This window comes from Pedobacter cryoconitis, from assembly GCF_014200595.1.
GTDB lineage: Bacteria > Bacteroidota > Bacteroidia > Sphingobacteriales > Sphingobacteriaceae > Pedobacter > Pedobacter cryoconitis_C.
This window is the reverse complement of record NZ_JACHCG010000002.1, coordinates 423,610-440,320: the sequence shown is the minus strand read 5'-3', so window position 1 is coordinate 440,320 and position 16,711 is coordinate 423,610. Positions and strand designations below refer to the sequence as shown.

The 16,711-nt window shown below is 38.9% G+C and carries 15 protein-coding genes; 6 read left to right on the top strand and 9 right to left on the bottom strand.

Going from position 1 to position 16,711, the window contains the following annotated elements:
* Positions 1 to 42 precede the first annotated feature (42 nt).
* Both HDE70_RS15890 and proS read right to left on the bottom strand, forming a co-directional pair.
* Positions 43 to 1,206 carry a cystathionine gamma-synthase gene (locus HDE70_RS15890; RefSeq protein WP_311676455.1) on the bottom strand — a complete coding sequence of 388 codons (1,164 nt, stop codon included), beginning with the start codon at positions 1,204 to 1,206 and terminating at the stop codon, positions 43 to 45.
* A 9-nt stretch (positions 1,207 to 1,215) separates the two neighbouring features.
* Positions 1,216 to 2,688: a proline--tRNA ligase gene (proS, locus tag HDE70_RS15885; protein WP_183868105.1), complete on the bottom strand. Its 1,473-nt coding sequence runs from the start codon at positions 2,686 to 2,688 to the stop codon at positions 1,216 to 1,218.
* 107 nt (positions 2,689 to 2,795) lie between these two features.
* Here proS and HDE70_RS15880 point away from each other — a divergent pair, with 107 nt between their 5' ends.
* Entirely contained in the window at positions 2,796 to 3,764 is a 969-nt protein-coding gene (locus tag HDE70_RS15880; RefSeq protein WP_221302099.1) for a hypothetical protein, read from the top strand.
* Between the two features lie 23 nt (positions 3,765 to 3,787).
* Entirely contained in the window at positions 3,788 to 5,317 is a 1,530-nt protein-coding gene (locus HDE70_RS15875; protein ID WP_183891197.1) for an OmpP1/FadL family transporter, read from the top strand.
* A 61-nt stretch (positions 5,318 to 5,378) separates the two neighbouring features.
* Here HDE70_RS15875 and HDE70_RS15870 read toward each other — a convergent pair whose 3' ends face one another.
* Both HDE70_RS15870 and HDE70_RS15865 read right to left on the bottom strand, forming a co-directional pair.
* Positions 5,379 to 7,187 carry a UbiD family decarboxylase gene (locus HDE70_RS15870; protein ID WP_183891196.1) on the bottom strand — a complete coding sequence of 603 codons (1,809 nt, stop codon included), beginning with the start codon at positions 7,185 to 7,187 and terminating at the stop codon, positions 5,379 to 5,381.
* 104 nt (positions 7,188 to 7,291) lie between these two features.
* On the bottom strand, positions 7,292 to 7,771 hold the full coding sequence (locus tag HDE70_RS15865; RefSeq protein ID WP_111634783.1) for a Dps family protein: 480 nt from the start codon (positions 7,769 to 7,771) through the stop codon (positions 7,292 to 7,294).
* 183 nt (positions 7,772 to 7,954) lie between these two features.
* Between HDE70_RS15865 and HDE70_RS15860 the strand changes: the two genes are divergently transcribed.
* Positions 7,955 to 9,235, top strand: a complete 1,281-nt coding sequence (locus HDE70_RS15860; RefSeq protein WP_183891195.1) for a LysM peptidoglycan-binding domain-containing protein — start codon at positions 7,955 to 7,957, stop codon at positions 9,233 to 9,235.
* Positions 9,225 to 9,878: a uridine kinase gene (locus HDE70_RS15855; protein WP_183868100.1), complete on the top strand. Its 654-nt coding sequence runs from the start codon at positions 9,225 to 9,227 to the stop codon at positions 9,876 to 9,878. The genes HDE70_RS15860 and HDE70_RS15855 overlap by 11 nt, the downstream gene beginning before the upstream one ends.
* On the opposite strand, the gene HDE70_RS15850 is transcribed toward HDE70_RS15855, so the two are convergent.
* The 5 genes from HDE70_RS15850 to HDE70_RS15830 all read right to left on the bottom strand — a co-directional run bounded on the left by HDE70_RS15850 (position 9,870) and on the right by HDE70_RS15830 (position 15,485).
* Positions 9,870 to 10,529: a CoA transferase subunit B gene (locus HDE70_RS15850; protein WP_183868099.1), complete on the bottom strand. Its 660-nt coding sequence runs from the start codon at positions 10,527 to 10,529 to the stop codon at positions 9,870 to 9,872. The genes HDE70_RS15855 and HDE70_RS15850 overlap by 9 nt on opposite strands.
* 14 nt (positions 10,530 to 10,543) lie before the next feature.
* Positions 10,544 to 11,245, bottom strand: coding sequence for a CoA transferase subunit A (locus HDE70_RS15845; RefSeq protein WP_183891194.1), 702 nt, complete (start codon positions 11,243 to 11,245; stop codon positions 10,544 to 10,546).
* Positions 11,246 to 11,384: 139 nt separating this feature from the next.
* Positions 11,385 to 12,482, bottom strand: coding sequence for a PQQ-dependent sugar dehydrogenase (locus HDE70_RS15840; protein ID WP_183868097.1), 1,098 nt, complete (start codon positions 12,480 to 12,482; stop codon positions 11,385 to 11,387).
* A 55-nt stretch (positions 12,483 to 12,537) separates the two neighbouring features.
* On the bottom strand, positions 12,538 to 14,910 hold the full coding sequence (locus HDE70_RS15835; RefSeq protein ID WP_183868096.1) for an endonuclease MutS2: 2,373 nt from the start codon (positions 14,908 to 14,910) through the stop codon (positions 12,538 to 12,540).
* A gap of 5 nt (positions 14,911 to 14,915) precedes the next feature.
* Positions 14,916 to 15,485, bottom strand: a complete 570-nt coding sequence (locus HDE70_RS15830) for a DUF4296 domain-containing protein (protein WP_183891193.1) — start codon at positions 15,483 to 15,485, stop codon at positions 14,916 to 14,918.
* Positions 15,486 to 15,556: 71 nt separating this feature from the next.
* Here HDE70_RS15830 and HDE70_RS15825 point away from each other — a divergent pair, with 71 nt between their 5' ends.
* Entirely contained in the window at positions 15,557 to 16,243 is a 687-nt protein-coding gene (locus HDE70_RS15825) for a YggS family pyridoxal phosphate-dependent enzyme (RefSeq protein ID WP_183868094.1), read from the top strand.
* A gap of 4 nt (positions 16,244 to 16,247) precedes the next feature.
* Positions 16,248 to 16,706, top strand: a complete 459-nt coding sequence (locus HDE70_RS15820; protein WP_183868093.1) for a GNAT family N-acetyltransferase — start codon at positions 16,248 to 16,250, stop codon at positions 16,704 to 16,706.
* Positions 16,707 to 16,711: the final 5 nt, after the last annotated feature.

The window sequence follows — 16,711 nt, the reverse complement described above, 5'->3', positions numbered from 1 at the left end:
TGTTTGTAATAATTTATGAATGGGTGCTAAAGAGCGACCTGATTAACTCAGGGCTTGTGCCAAATCAGCTAAAAGATCATCGATATCTTCTACTCCAACACTCAGACGCAGCAGGTTGTCTGTTACACCTACTTTCTCACGTTCCTCTTTAGGGATTGATCCGTGAGTCATAGTAGTTGGGTGATTGATCAGTGATTCAACTCCTCCTAATGATTCTGCTAAAGTAAATACCTTGAAAGATGAGGCTACTCTGAATGTTTCTGCCAGATCGGCACCTTTAAGGGTGATAGAAACCATTCCTCCGAAACCACGCATCTGCTTTTTCGCAATGTCATGATTAGGGTGATCTTCAAAACCCGGCCAGTAGATTTTATCAATCTTAGGGTGGGTTTTAAGGAAACGCGCAACTTTCTCACCATTTTCGCAATGTGCTTTCATACGCAGGTGCAGGGTTTTAATCCCTCTTAATACAAGGAAAGCATCTTGCGGGCCCGGAGTCGCCCCACAAGCGTTATAGATAAACCAAAGGTCTTTGTACAATTGTTCATCATTCAATAATAAAGCTCCCATCACTACATCAGAGTGACCACCGATGTATTTAGTCACAGAGTGCATCACAATGTCAGCTCCCAGATCAATCGGGTTCTGTAAATATGGTGAAGCAAAAGTATTATCTACAGTCAGGATCAGTCCTTTTTCTTTAGTGATTTTAGCTACACCTTCAATGTCAATAATCTGCATTGTTGGGTTAGTAGGTGTTTCAATCCATACCAGCTTAGTTTTATCATTGATATATGGCAGCATATTTTCTGGTTTTGACAGATCCAGGAAATGAAATTTAATGCCATATTTTGCATATACTTTGGTAAAGATACGGTATGAGCCTCCATAAAGGTCGTTACCTGTAATTACTTCATCACCCGGTTGCAATAGACGCAAAACAGTATCTGTAGCACCCATCCCTGACGAGAAAGCCATACCATATTTTGCATTTTCAAGTGCAGCAAGACAATTTTCCAATGCCTGACGGGTTGGGTTTGTTCCTCTCGAATATTCAAAGCCCTGGTGCTCACCCGGCGATTTTTGCCAGTAAGTAGAGGTTTGATAGATTGGAGTCATTACCGCTCCTGTTGTTGGATCAGGTTCCTGACCTGCATGTATGGCTTTAGTTGCAAATTTCATGTTGCTCTTTTTTAAATTTTTGATGCCTGAAGCTTAATAAGCACGGGCGAATAAAACGCGTTGAACAGATGGTTTACCTGAGTAAATACAAATTCCGTCTTCTAACTTATTATCTAACGGTATACATCTGATTGTAGCCTTTGTTTCTTCTTTTATTTTTTGCTCTGTTTCTGGCGTACCATCCCAATGTGCAGAAATAAATCCACCTTTGTTGTCTAAAAGGTCTTTTAATTCATCATAAGTGTTCGCAACCGTAATATGTTCTTTTCTGTAATCGAAAGCTTTTTTATAGATATTCTCCTGGATTTCATCCAATAACTGAACGATATAAATATCTAAACCTTCCTGATTTACTGTTTTTTTCTCTCCGGTATCTCTTCTGGCTAATTCTACAGTCCCATTTTCAAGATCCCTGCCACCGATAGCCAAACGTACTGGTACACCTTTCAATTCATATTCTGCGAATTTGAACCCTGGACGTTGAGAATCCCTGTTGTCATATTTCACAGAAATGCCCAGTTTTTTAAGTTTAGGCGTCAGCTCGTTAACGTAAGCAGTAATATTATTAAAGTCATCGTCGTTTCTGTAAATAGGTACAATAACAACTTGTATAGGTGCTAACATAGGAGGTAAAACCAAACCTAAATCATCACTGTGTGCCATGATCAATGCACCAATCATACGCGTGGAAACACCCCACGAGCTTGCCCATACGTGTTCAATTTTACCTTCTTTATTGGTAAACTTCACATCGAATGCTTTCGCAAAATTCTGACCTAAAAAGTGAGAAGTACCTGCTTGTAATGCTTTTCCATCCTGCATCAATGCTTCGATACAATAAGTATCCAATGCACCTGCAAAACGTTCATTAGCTGTTTTCACTCCTTTAACTACTGGTAAAGCCATCCATTTTTCAGCAAAATCAGCATATACATCAAGCATTTGCTTTGTTTCTGCTACTGCCTCCTCAGAGGTTGCATGTGCCGTGTGGCCTTCCTGCCATAAAAATTCTGTAGTACGGAGGAAAAGACGTGTACGCATTTCCCATCTTACTACGTTTGCCCATTGATTAATCAGCAAAGGTAAATCACGATAAGACTGCACCCATCCTCTGAAAGTATTCCATATAATGGTTTCTGAAGTTGGTCTTACGATCAATTCTTCTTCTAATTTCGCTTCCGGATCAACAATAATATTGCCTTCTCCGTCATTTTTAAGACGGTAATGTGTCACAACTGCACATTCTGTCGCAAAACCTTCTACGTGCGCTGCCTCCTTAGAAAAAAATGACTTAGGAATGAATAAAGGAAAATAGGCATTACTGTGCCCTGTGTCTTTAAATTTCTGGTCTAAAACAGCTTGCATTTTCTCCCAAATGGAATAGCCATAGGGCTTTATAACCATACATCCTTTTACAGCGGAATGTTCTGCCAGATCGGCTTTCATAACAATGTCGTTATACCACTGGGAATAATCCTCGTTTTTACTTGTAATACCTTTGCTCATAACTGTTTGGAACGTTTATTGTGTTAAATAACTTGCATGCTAGGCTACAAATTTATAAATTTATGCCTACAAAAAAACTGTTTACACACACAAAGAACTCACATATTATGAAACCTAACCATTTATTTTACAGCATGCTGGTTGTTACGGCTCTCGCCGTGTCCTCCTGCTCTGCTCCTCAAATGGCCCAGCAAACTCGTCATAATGACGATGTTTATGGCTCAACAGCGAAAGCGGTAGAGTATACCGCACCTGAGCGCACGTATTCGTCGCAATCAGTAAATGACGGATATAACGATAATGATGATTATTATGGCAGCAGCGATTTATATGCTGACATGGATTATTCTTCTCGTATCAATAGATTTTATTACGGCAGCCCTTATAGAGGCTATTATGATCCTTTTTATTATGATGGATTTTATGGCGGCGGTTACTCTCCTTATTACTCAGGATTAGGCTTTGGAATGGGATTCGGTAACGGTTACTACGGTAGTTCATGGGGTTTAGGCTTTGGCTACGGTGGTGGATTTTACTCTCCTTTTTATTCTCCATGGGGATGGGGGGGCGGTTATGGCGGACTATGGGGCGGAGGCTTCTATGGTGGTGGCTATTACGGTGGCGGTTACTACGGCGGAGGCTGGGGCGGTGGTTACTACCGGTCTAACAGCGTTTACAGACCAGCTTACAGCAGAGATAACAGAAGCGGCAGCAATGGTAACTATTCAGGAAGAGCGACCAGTTACGGTGGCAGAGGCAACTACAACGGTTCAGGCGTAAGCAGATCAAATCCTAACGGAAACAGTAGCTATGGAAATAGCAGAGCTGACGGTTATGGAAATGGCAGAAACAGCGGTTACAGCAGAAGCGGTGACAGATCTTCTTATGGCCAGTCTTCCACAAGACCTGACAGATCATCTCAAAACTATGCTCCTCAACAAAGAGGAAATAGTGACAGATCTTCTTATGCTCCAAGTCAAAGCAGATCATCAGGCGGTAGCTACGGTGGTGGTGGAGGCGGCGGTGGCGGCAGATCATCAGGTGGCGGCGGCGGCGGACGCAGTGGTAGAAACTAAACTTATATGTATTTAATATCTAAATGAAAAAATTCATACAAATCTTAGCAGTGGCTATAGTAGCCACTACAGGTAATATCTATGCCCAAAGCATCTACGCAGGTGATGCTTTAAGGTTCTCAAGAACTGACTATGGAAGTTCAGCACGTTTCAAAGGTTTAGGAAATGCGCAAACAAGTTTAGGTGGAGACATCAGTTCAATTGGTGGTAACCCTGCTGGTTTAGGAATGTTTACCCGCTCAGAATTCAGTGTAACACCAGAATTCAATATCATACAGGCGAATTCAAATTATCTGGGCAAAAACACAAATACATCTAAAGACAAGTTTAATTTAAACCAGGCAGCAGCTGTATGGTACAATCCTGTTGTCAGACCAAAAGGCAGTAACTTAAATAAAGGTGTAGTTAGTTTGGTTTTTGGTATAGGTTATAATAGAAATAATGACTTTAGTATCGAGAATAACTATTCAGGCAGAAATACACAAAGTTCTATCGCTACAGACTGGGCTCAGCGCGCAAATGGATATACTCCAGGAAGCCTGAACCAGGGAAGTATCGAAAAGGCAGCGTTTGATAATTACCTGATTGACAAAGTAAAGGGTACTACAGATCAATACATACCAGCTACATCGGCTACGAACAATACACAAAGCCAGAATGAAGTTCGTCGTGGTTCAACATCTGAACTGAATTTCTCAGGAGCAATGAATATTTCTAATAACCTTTATCTGGGTGCAAGTATTGGCTTTGTAAACGTACGTTACGAAACAAGCTCAGCTTATTCTGAAACAGGAACTATTGTATCAAATCCATCAGATCCTAACGACAAATTTAATCAGCCAAATCCGTATGCGGGAACTACCTATAACTTACTTAATGTAGTCAATAGCAATACAAGCGGAGCAGGTATAACAGGAAGATTAGGCTTAATCTATAAACCTGTTGAAGCTGTAAGACTAGGAGCTACTTTCCAGGCGCCAACCTGGATGCATATGGAAGTAAATTCAACTGAGACATTAGACGCACGCTTTTCTGGAGGAACTGAATTATTAAGTGACTACATGAATACCAACTTTAATTACAATGTAAGAACTCCATATAAAGGTTCGTTAGGCGCAAGTTTTATTATTGGTCAAAATGCACTGTTAACAGCTGACGTTGACTATGTAGATTATAAGTCTACCAAACTTTCAGAAAGCGATGGTTACCCTGATGTTATCATCAGCAATAACAACTTCATCAAAAACAACTATACAAGTGCTGTTAATTTCAGAGTCGGTGGAGAATATAAAATCGACCTGTTCAGCTTAAGAGCTGGTTACGGTTACAGCGGTACACCTTACAAGGAAGATCCAGGTAATTTATCTGCTATTAAATCTTATTCTGGTGGTATCGGTTACCGTATCAATCAGTATTATATAGATTTAGCTTATCAGCGTATAGAAACTAATAACTTCTTTAATCCTTACTATCTGGATGATAATTCTCAACCTTTGGCTTCTACTAAAGTGGCAAGAAATAATATCTTCATGACAGTTGGCGTAAGATTCTAAATATAGAAACATAAAAAAGCCCTTGCTGAAATCAGCAAGGGCTTTTTTATGCAATAGCAAATCAGATTTTAAACCTGTTTATTCTTTGCTCTATTTCAGCATCCTTAATCAGCTCCGGTGCATGATGCGGCTTTTTCCTGGCATCAATAACTAAAGGACCTGTACAGCCCCAATGTTTGTTTGTCGTAAACTCTCCTACCCCGTGAATATCTACCGCAGGATTACTTCTGGTAAAAGTTACCCATACAAAGTTATTAATAGTCTCAGCTGTAAATACGGCATCATCACACAGTACAATTAAAGCGATTCCGTCAAGGTTCTGATCCTTTAACTGAAGATTCAGTGCCGCTATTGAGGTAGCTGCCTCTGCTGCCGTAGTATACTGATCAGCAGTAATCGCCAGCACTCCCGGCATCACAAAATGATAAGTACCAAATGATGGCGGTAATGCAAAGTCAGCAGGCAGCTCTTCAGACAATATTCTTTTAATATCTCCGGCAGCAGCTAATACAACTTTAGAACCACTATTCAAACCTTCACCACTATAATCCAGGGTATCAATTGTTGTTTCTGTATGGAAATGAAGATCCCTCTTTAAATCTATACGTGATAATATATGCGTTAAGAAAACTTCAATATCATGCGTATCCAGGGCTTCATTATCTTCCCTCGCTGCTATAAAAACATACTTTGCTAAACTCAATTGGTTTTTGCCCAAAATATGGTTCGCAATTGTCAATATTTCCTGTGGTCTGCGCTCGTTAAGAAATGGAGTATATCTTTCACTGCCAATTGCAAATAACAATGGATGTACGCCCGCTGCATCTACTGCGTTAACTTCTTTCAATCCATGTATTTCCTGTGGCAACGCAGATCCCGCAATTTCATGAATTAGTGCGCCAAAGCTGGTATCTTCCTGAGGCGGACGGCCAACAACCGTAAATGACCAGATCGCATCTTCCTTATGATATACATTATGTACTTTCATCAAAGGGAAGGGATGAGTTAAACTATAATAACCCAAATGATCACCAAACGGACCTTCCGGTTTATTTTCTTGCGGATATACTGTTCCGGTGATGATAAAATCAGCATCGGCTGATAAGCAAAACCCTTCCTCGTCATAGAAATAACGGAAACGGCGGTTACCCAATGCACCTGCAAATGTCATTTCTGACAAACCTTCAGGTAATGGCATTACTGCTGCAAGCGGATGTGACGGTGGCCCACCTACAAAAATACTTACTTTCAGTGGTATCCCTTTGGCGTTCGCCTTAGACTGATGTACTCCTATTCCTCTATGGATCTGATAATGCAGTCCAATCTCTTTATCTTTTATATAATCATTTCCAGCAAGCTGAATCCGGTACATACCCAAATTAGCATTGAATATCCCGGGTTTATTTACATCTTCTGTATAAACTTGTGGCATCGTAACAAAAGGCCCGCCATCCATCGGCCAGTTCACAATCTGTGGTAACTGACTAATTGTTGTTTTTTTAAATGCCGTCTTAAATAAACGCTGCTGTAATGGCAGCGCTGAAAAAGCGGTAAGACCAGCACCAGCAAATTTAAGAGGGTTCTTAAGTGCCTTTATAGGATCAGAACGCAAATCTACCAGCTGGCTTACACGGGGTAAGCTATCGCGAAACATAAACTTGGATCTTTCTAAAGTTCCGAACAAATTAGAGACTGCCGGAAATGGACTTCCTTTAATATTCTCAAAGAATAATGCAGGGCCTTTCTGCTCATACACTCTTAAATGTATAGCTGCCATTTCCAAATAAGGATCTACCTCTTCTTTGATACGGAGTAAATGACCATGTTTTTCTAAATCAGCCACACATTCGGCTAAGCTTTTATATCCCATCTGGATCAAAGGTATTAAGATTTCTGATTTCTATAGGTCATTAAAACAGAAAAACCATGCCTGAGCATGGTTTTTCAATTATTAAACGAAGAGCATATGCCCTATTATTTTTTACCAGCAAATGAACGTAACATCCATGTATTTTTCTCTTTGAATTGCATGAAACGGTTCACCATATCATTGGTACCATCATCACCTGCTGCCGAAGTAGCATCTAACAACTCACGCTCCAATTGAATTAAATGTGCCATATCTTCTAGTACTGCATCAACCATAGCTAAATCCTGCAAGCCTATTGTATTGATTTCTTTAATTCCCGATTCTTTAATATAATCTTCAAAACGACTATGCGGTGGCTTTCCTAAAGTTAAAACACGTTCAGCAATTTCATCGATAGTCAATTGTGCATTAGTATATAATTCTTCAAATTTAAGGTGCAGTGTGAAAAAATTCTGACCCTTGATATTCCAGTGACATCCCCTTAGCTTTTGATAATGAATATGATAGTTTGCAAGATAATCATTCAATAGATCTACTACTGGCTTAACTTGTTTTTCACTCAAACTAATTTCTTTTGCGTCCATAATGTATTTTTATTTAATTTGTGGGTTGTTATCTATATCAAATCAACAATTACAGGCCATAAATGGTTTTGAAAAAAAACTATATGATACAATAGAGACATATAATTGTCGTTTAATACTCAGAATTGAGGCTCTTATATATTATTCGTATAATTGCCTAATTAATCATTCACAAGAACGTTAATGCAAAAATTATATATACCGTTATTATTTGGTCTTATCCTGAACGTATCAGCAGTTAAGGCTAATAATCTAAGAGATTCCATAGGTGTTGAGAATCTGAATGGCAAAAAACTAATTTTACACCAGGTTGCCGCCAAAGACACTTATTACTCCCTTGGGAGAAGATATAATGTAAGCCCGAAGGAAATCATCGCTTACAATGAGAACAAATTCCTCTCTATCGGAGTTTTGATCAAAGTACCAACGAATGTACCTTTCTCAGGCCCGGCTACAGCTCCTGCTGTAAAAACAGCCACGGCTAAACATACAACTGAACCTGCTAAACAGAACGCAATTGTAAATAAGCCAGTAGAAGCTGCTCCTGATCAGGGAAATTCAGAATTTACAGAACATGCAGTTCAGCCTAAAGAAAATTTAATGATGCTGGCCAGACAATATGGTACAACAGTAGCAGACATTAAACGGATCAATGAGCTGAAGACTATTAATCTTAAAATTGGCCAGGTATTAAAAATGCCTGTAAAACCCGGAGCAGAAACAACTTCTTCAACACCGGTACAAACAGCGCCGGTACAAACTGTTCAGACCAAACCAGCAGTGACACCTGCACATCCAACACCTCCGCCAACACCAGTTACGGTTCAGGAGAAAAAACCTGAAATTGTAAAAAAATCAGAAACAGCTGTTGTTAAATCTGAACCAGTTACACCAGCACATCAAGGTACTCCAGACAAGAATCAGTTCGTAGAACATATAGTGGCTTCTAATGAAACCATGTACTCGATTGCCACCAAATACAACCTGACACTTGATCAGTTAAAAGCTAAAAACAATTTAACGACCAATTCTCTTTATGTTGGTCAGAAATTACTAATAAACGGACAGTATCCCGTTAAAAATGAGCGCACTAGCGATTCAGACTCAAAAGATGCTGACACCATTGAATCTGTTAAAAATCCTTCATTAAGGTTACCAGCCAGCCGTTACGGACTAAGTCAAATGGATGAAAAAGGTGCTGGAGTCTGGATTACAGATAAGGATTTAGACTCTTCAAAAATGCTGGTACTTCACCGTACTGCACCCATAGGAACTATCATGAAAATTACCAATCCGATGAGTAACAGATCTACGTTTGCAAAGGTTGTTGGTAAATTTACTGAGAATGAGTCCACAAAAGATGTTATTATTGTAGTCACAAAAGCGGTAGCTGATGCATTGGGCGCATTGGATAAAAGGTTTTTGTGCAATTTAACGTACAGTGGACAAGCGAATGAACAATAACAAACCCTATATAATAGGTGTTGCTGGAGGTAGTGGTTCAGGAAAAACATTCTTTTTAAAGTGTTTTCTCCACCATTTCAGTACAGAGGAAGTATGTTTAATCTCACAGGATGATTATTACAAACCAATTGGTGAACAAAAGGTAGATGATAACGGATGGGTCAACTTTGACCTGCCGGAAGGAATTGATGACACCAAATTATTGGAGGACTTAAAATTACTTATTGATGGTCAGTCAATTTCAAGAAAAGAATATACTTTCAACATTAATGAGGAAAGTGCACGTTTAATGAATATAACGAGTGCACCAATTATTATTGTAGAGGGTTTATTTGTGTTTCATTACCCTGAGTTGTCTCAGTTATTCGACCTGAAGATATTTATGGATGCAGATGAAGAAATCACACTTAACCGCAGAATCTCAAGAGATGAGATAGAACGTGGTTATACCCGTGATATGATTATGTACCAATGGGTTAACCACGTTATGCCTGCTTACAAACAATTTCTGCTTCCTTATAAGGAATCTTGTCAGAAAATTATCATTAACAATAAACATGTGGCAGAAGATATTATTGCCACTTCTAAAGAGATATCAGACGAATTAAAAGAAACTATTCTGAGCTCACAGCGCTCAGTTTAGATCCATTTCTTTCACATCTGCCTCAGCGAATAACTTTCCTGAGGTAGATTGTTTAATAAAATCAACACTCACGCCCGGTGCTCTTTCAATTAATCTGAAACCGCCCTCTGGTAAAATATCAAGCACTGCGAGTTCTGTAACCACTTTTCTGATACAATTTACACCAGTTAATGGCAAACTGCACTTTGGCAACAATTTACTCTCTCCCGCTTTATTGATATGCTGCATGGCTACAATAATATTTTTCGCTGAAGCGACCAAATCCATTGCACCACCCATTCCTTTTACCATTTTTCCAGGTATTTTCCAATTGGCGATGTCTCCGTTTTCAGAAACTTCCATTGCACCTAGTATGGTCAGGTCAATTTTCTGACTTCTGATCATACCGAAACTCATTGCTGAATCAAAAATTGAAGATCCGGGTAAGGTAGTAATCGTTTGTTTTCCCGCGTTAATCATATCAGCATCTTCCTCACCTTCAAAAGGAAAGGGCCCCATACCCAGCAAACCATTTTCTGATTGCAAAACAACATTGATTCCCTCAGGGATATAATTTGCTACCAGTGTAGGAATACCAATTCCTAAATTCACATAATAACCGTCTTTTAGTTCTTTGGCGATACGTCTCGCAATTCCGTTCTTATCTAACATAAATATTTGATTGGTTAATTACGCGGTCTTACTGTGCGCTGCTCTATTCTTTTCTCGTAACCTGAACCCTGGAAAATACGGTGTACATAAACACCAGGAGTATGAATATGGTCAGGATCAAGTTCACCTGGTTCCACCAGTTCTTCTACTTCAGCAATTGTAATTTTACCTGCCATAGCCATGACCGGATTAAAATTGCGGCTTGTAGAGCGGAAAACAAGATTTCCTGCCGTATCCCCTTTCCACGCTTTCACGATCGCGAAATCTGCTTCAAAAGCGTATTCCATCAGATAATCCTTTCCATTAAAATTCCTGGTTTCTTTACCTTCTGCTACTTCTGTACCTACACCAGCAGGGGTATAAATTACAGGCATACCATAACCAGCGGCCATACAGCGGGTCGCTAATGTGCCCTGAGGGATCAGTTCAACTTCTAATTCTCCACTCAGCAACTGGCGCTCAAATTCTGCGTTCTCTCCTACATAAGAAGAAACCATTTTCTTTACCTGGCGGGTTTTCAGTAAAAGGCCAATTCCGAAATCGTCTACACCTGCATTGTTAGAAATACAAGTAAGCTCCTTCACCCCCTTTTTTACTAATGCAGCAATACACTTTTCAGGAATACCACATAGTCCGAAACCTCCAAACATAATCGTTTGTCCGTCTATAATATCGCGGATTGCTTCATCGGCATCCGCTACTCTCTTATTGATCATATATTTGGTTTGCTTGCTAAATTATAGATAAAAACCACCCCGGCAAAATATTAATATTTTTTATTACACGGATTTGTTTGCAAACAATTCTGTAAAATAGTTTAGAAACAAAATATGCTGAATGAAATATCTTAAATGACTAACGTGCAGAGATTTCTATAATCTGATCATTTGTCCCATTACTGGTCCCGATATATACTTTGCCATCCGGCGACTGGCAAATAGCCCTTAGCCTGCCAAACTGGTTTTGTAAAAAATCCTTTGTGGAAGTAATTTTAGTACCACTTTCATCCAGTTTCAACTGTAATAACCTTGATCCTTTAAGTGCAACGACCAATAAAGAGTTTTTCCACTGCGGTATATAGTCTGAATTGTAATAAGTTAAACCCGACGGTGCAATTGTGGGTGTCCAGGTCATCATAGGCTCTGCAACATTATTAAGCGCACAGAATGTCTTTTCATCAGCCTGATCACATAATCCTTCTACATTTGGCCAGCCATAATTTCTACCCTTTTGAATCAGGTTAATCTCATCATCATTATCAGGGCCATGTTCAGATGAATACAATTTATTGTTTGCCATCACTAACCCCTGCGGATTCCGGTGACCATAACTCCATAAGGGATTATTAGGTAAAGGATTATCTGAAGGAATAGAACCATCCAGATTTAACCTCAGAATTTTCCCGGATAAACTATTGGTGTTTTGTGCCTGAGGAGCAGCACTGGCATCGCCTGTGGTCACTAATAATTTGAGATCCGGAGTAATGAGCAATCTCGAGCCATTGTGAATGGAAGCAGCAGGGATTTGATCCAATAAAACTAATGGAGCACCTAAAACTCCATTGTTAAAAGTAAAGCGAACCACTTTTCCTTTATAACTATTTCCCGAACCGTAATCATAAACTACATATAAATAAGGATTGGTATTGAACTGCGGATGTAAGGCCATGCCGAGTAAGCCGCCCTCACCCTGGCTCGTTACCTCAGTAATTGTATGGACTAAAGTAATTACGCCATTGAGCGGATTTAAACGACTGATTTTTCCAGCCCTTTCGGTGAACCAGATAAAATTATCTGGTCCATATATCATTTCCCAAGGAAACTTTAAAGATTGCGTGAGTACTTCTGTTTTGATATCAGCATCCGGCAAAGTGTCCGGACTATCATTGTTTTTGCTTTTTTCACAAGCTGATAGAAAAAACAAGATAAAGATTGAAGTAAAAATTGTTTTCATAGCAGGATGTTTCTTTGTTAAATAAGGTAAACAATCCAGAATGAATTATGTTTAATTAATTGAAATACACATAAGTTATACCATCTCCTCCTCTATCCGCATGCTCATCCTCTACCCTGTTAACCTGGCTGTACTTACGCAGATACTCTCTGATTAATTTCCGAAGGATGCCGTCTCCCTTTCCATGAATCAGCTTGATAAAAGGAAAGCCCAGCATAATCGACTTATCCAGATATTTTTCAACTTCCTGAATTGCATTTTCACCACGCATTCCACGAAGATCCAGCTCAGCAGTAAAATTCCCGATCGCTTCAGACATTCTTCCAGAGAAAGAATTACTCTGTACAACCTTCTTCGCCTGCTTATTGCTGATTTTCTGTACCCTGTCCTTTTTCACAACAGAACGAAGATCACCTAGTGCCAGCACTAAATTACCACGGTTAATTTCCATCACCTGTCCCATTGTTTCCGTATTAACCAGCTGTACCCAATCACCAACTTCAATAGCAGTTGTGGAGATCACCACCTTCTCAGGCTTCTTCTCTTCTTTAACCTGGTGCTGAACCAGACTCTTTTGTAAATCCTGCCTTAACTGTTTGGTTGCTTCTTTATCTGCTTGATTTTCTTTAATACCAGCAATTGTATTTTCTACCAGTTTATTGGCATTTTTAATAATCGTCTGCGCTTCAAGCTTAGCCTCTTTAATCAGCGTTTTTCTATTTTCTTCCAGAAATTGCTGTAGCTCCTCGTTTTCTTTAACCAGGTTCTTTACTTTATTCTGCTGAAGAGATAACTGGATTTTAGTATCATAAATCTGTTTTTTCTCCCTTTCCAAATCAACCAGCAAGCTGTCAATTCTATTTTGATTCGTTCCTGTTTTTTCTCTTGCCAGAATCAGTACCTCTTTTTGCAGGCCAATATTTTGTGCAATTTCAAAAGCATAAGAACTTCCTGGTTTACCTATTTCCAGCACATATAAAGGCTTCATTTTGTCATTATCAAACAACATAGAAGCATTTTCCAGTCCCGGAGTATTACCAGCAAATAATTTAAGATTTGAATAGTGAGTGGTCATAACCCCTCTTACTTTTTTATTGTTCAGTACCTCTAATACAGCTTCGGCCATAGGCCCGCCAAACTGAGGATCTGTTCCCGTACCAAACTCATCAATCATTACCAATGATTTAGGTGTAGCATGTGCAACGAAGTAACGCATTTTTGTTAGATGCGCACTGTAAGTACTCAGATCACTTTCTATACTTTGATCATCACCAATATCAGCAAAGATATTATCAAATATCCCTACCTCACTTGACTCATGCGCAGGAATCAGCAGCCCCGATTGCAACATCAGCTGTAAAAGCCCTACTGTTTTCATACAAACTGATTTACCTCCCGCATTTGGCCCTGAAACCAATACGATCCTTAAATTTTCGTTCATATGAATATTAAGAGGAACTACTGTTTTCTTATCTTCTTTAAATGATAAGTACAACAAAGGATGTCTCGCATTGATCAGTTTAATACGTGGCTCAGCTACCAGTACAGGCATATCTGCCTCCACTTCAATCGCAAATAAAGCTTTAGCCCTCACAAAATCCAATTTTGTAAGGAAGCCATGATAAGAAAGTAATAAAGGCGTAAACGGTCTTAAATCATCAGTTAAAGCAATTAAAATACGGATGATCTCTCTTCTCTTATCAAATTCAAGATCTCTTATCTTATTGTTAAGCGTAAACACAACTTCAGGCTCCATATAGACCGTTTGCCCACTCGCAGATTCATCATGAATAAAACCCTTCAGCTTCCGCTTATTCTCCGCCAGAATAGGAATACACATTCTTCCATCACGGATCGTTAAACTTCCGTCTGCTACCCAGTTGCTGGCTACAGCCTGCTTATAGATCACATCCATCCGCTTACGGACTTCCTGTTCGCCTTTGGCAATATCCCCAATGATCTCCTGCAATTTAGAAGAAGCATTTGGTTTGATTTTGCCTTTAGGATCAAGTACTGCTTCTATTTTCCGCAGGATGTTCTTTTCCACTGGTAAATGCTCAAATAAAGCTTCCAGATTTGGATAAATATCTTTTCTTTCCTCAAAGAAACGCAATACTGAAAAAACGGTCTGTAAAGAGAGGTAGATCTGGAATAACTCTTCTTCCATCAGGTAACTGCCTTCTACCCGCACCTTTTCGGCCAGTGATTTAATATCAAAAAAAGTACTGATCTGTAACGGTTCCTGGTTTTCCAGGATATTTTTAAACTCTTTGGTCTGTCTTAAAAACTTATTAATCTGATCAAATTTATTCATCACCTGCATTTTGCTGACCATATATTGTCCCATCGGACTCAGGCAATGCTTTAGGATGAGTTGTCTGACTTCACTGAAGCCAAGTCTATCTAAACAATTATCGGGATATATCATTTCTATTAATTCTTTTTAGCCTCTTTCTTTTTCACCTTCTTCAATTCAGCTACTCTGGCAAGACTATCTTTCTTCATTTTTTTTGCAGCATCTGCCTTAGTCTTCTTCAGCAGTACTTCTGCTTTAGCGAGACTATCTTTTTTAGCGGCTGCCGCTCTGATTACCCGCTTAGGGTCAGCTTTATCCAGGCTATCTTTTTTTGCCTTCTGAATAGCTTCAAGTTTCTTTAAACGTTTCGCATTGATTTTATCTTCCTTCTCTTTAACCTTCTTTAATTTACCTGTAATCTTTTCATACATTGTATTTAAAACCTCAGGATGATCATAATAGTAATTCATACTTTTAGTATACATTACAGAATCTATCCCAAACTTCTTATAAATACCTTTGTAGTAAGCCGCACTCGTGCGCTTTGCTGAATCTATATTGGCAATAGTTGAAATATATCCGTCCACCATATGGATGTCAAATAAAACATCCTGCATTTTTTCTGGCTGAACAATAGCTGAAGGGATACCCGGCTTACATCCTCCTATACCGATTAACAGCAGGCAAATGCACAAAAAATTTCTCATTGTTTATAAAACATTATTTTTTCCGTAGCTATTTAAGCTAAGGTTGTTAATTTTACCAAAAATACTGATAAATGAGCATAGCAGATAACTTATTAAAATATAAAAAGGAATTAGAAGGGGAAAATGTCGAATTAATTGCCGTATCAAAATTCAATGATGCAGCAGCAGTTTTGGAAGCATACCATGCAGGACAGCGGATTTTCGGGGAAAATATTGTTCAGGAATTAGTTGAAAAACAAGAAGCGCTCCCAAAAGATATTGAATGGCACCTGATTGGACACCTTCAAACTAATAAAGTTAAATACATTGCTCCTTTCATCAAATTGATCCAATCCGTTGATAGTGTAAAACTACTGGCAGAAATCAATAAACAAGCGGCGAAAAATGACAGGGTAATTGACTGTTTGCTGCAAGTTTATATAGCTGATGAAGATACCAAGTTTGGACTGGATCATGCAGAAACGATTGAACTTTTAAGATCAGAAGAATATCTTGCCATGAAAAACATTCGTATTACCGGCTTAATGGGTATTGCGACGAATAATGCACCTGAAAAACAAACTAAAGATGAATTTCAGGAACTGAAAGTATTTTTTGATGGTATAAAGACCAGTTTTTTCAGAAAAGAAGATTCATTTAAAGAATTATCTATGGGAATGTCTGGCGATTACAAACTGGCAATCGAAGAAGGCAGCACTATGGTAAGAATAGGAAGCAGCATTTTTGGCGTAAGAAAAATCAAACATTATAAAGCATAAGCTAATGGATATTCAACTCAGGTTCGCAGTAAAAGAAGATTGCCCACGTTTATTGGAGCTAATTAATGAATTAGCAGTTTATGAAAAAGCTCCGGAAGAAGTTACAGTTACCTTAGCCGAATTTGAAGATGCCGGATTCGGAACGCAACCTGTCTGGAAAGCTTTTGTAGCTGAAGATACAACAGGAATTCTGGGCTTTGCACTCTATTATACCAGATACTCTACCTGGAAAGGCTGCCGTTTATACTTAGAGGATTTCATTGTTACAGAAAGTCAAAGAGGAAAAGGATTAGGAAAGATTCTTTTTGAAAGAGTAATGAAAGAAGCCAGAGATAAAAACTATAACGGAATGACCTGGCAAGTATTGGACTGGAATGAGCCTGCTATCAATTTCTATAATAAATATAATGCTCAGATTGAAACAGGATGGTTGAATGCGTCTTTTAGTAAAGACCAGCTTTAAAAACA

Bases quoted from the DNA above. Each gene is read 5' to 3' on its own strand.
- proS (WP_183868105.1), bottom strand. From the start codon at position 2,688: ATGAGCAAAGGTATTACAAGTAAAAACGAGGATTATTCCCAGTGGTAT.
- HDE70_RS15880 (WP_221302099.1), top strand. From the start codon at position 2,796: ATGAAACCTAACCATTTATTTTACAGCATGCTGGTTGTTACGGCTCTC.
- HDE70_RS15875 (WP_183891197.1), top strand. From the start codon at position 3,788: ATGAAAAAATTCATACAAATCTTAGCAGTGGCTATAGTAGCCACTACA.
- HDE70_RS15870 (WP_183891196.1), bottom strand. From the start codon at position 7,187: ATGGGATATAAAAGCTTAGCCGAATGTGTGGCTGATTTAGAAAAACAT.
- HDE70_RS15865 (WP_111634783.1), bottom strand. From the start codon at position 7,771: ATGGACGCAAAAGAAATTAGTTTGAGTGAAAAACAAGTTAAGCCAGTA.
- HDE70_RS15860 (WP_183891195.1), top strand. From the start codon at position 7,955: ATGCAAAAATTATATATACCGTTATTATTTGGTCTTATCCTGAACGTA.
- HDE70_RS15855 (WP_183868100.1), top strand. From the start codon at position 9,225: ATGAACAATAACAAACCCTATATAATAGGTGTTGCTGGAGGTAGTGGT.
- HDE70_RS15850 (WP_183868099.1), bottom strand. From the start codon at position 10,529: ATGTTAGATAAGAACGGAATTGCGAGACGTATCGCCAAAGAACTAAAA.
- HDE70_RS15845 (WP_183891194.1), bottom strand. From the start codon at position 11,245: ATGATCAATAAGAGAGTAGCGGATGCCGATGAAGCAATCCGCGATATT.
- HDE70_RS15840 (WP_183868097.1), bottom strand. From the start codon at position 12,482: ATGAAAACAATTTTTACTTCAATCTTTATCTTGTTTTTTCTATCAGCT.
- HDE70_RS15835 (WP_183868096.1), bottom strand. From the start codon at position 14,910: ATGATATATCCCGATAATTGTTTAGATAGACTTGGCTTCAGTGAAGTC.
- HDE70_RS15830 (WP_183891193.1), bottom strand. From the start codon at position 15,485: ATGAGAAATTTTTTGTGCATTTGCCTGCTGTTAATCGGTATAGGAGGA.
- HDE70_RS15825 (WP_183868094.1), top strand. From the start codon at position 15,557: ATGAGCATAGCAGATAACTTATTAAAATATAAAAAGGAATTAGAAGGG.
- HDE70_RS15820 (WP_183868093.1), top strand. From the start codon at position 16,248: ATGGATATTCAACTCAGGTTCGCAGTAAAAGAAGATTGCCCACGTTTA.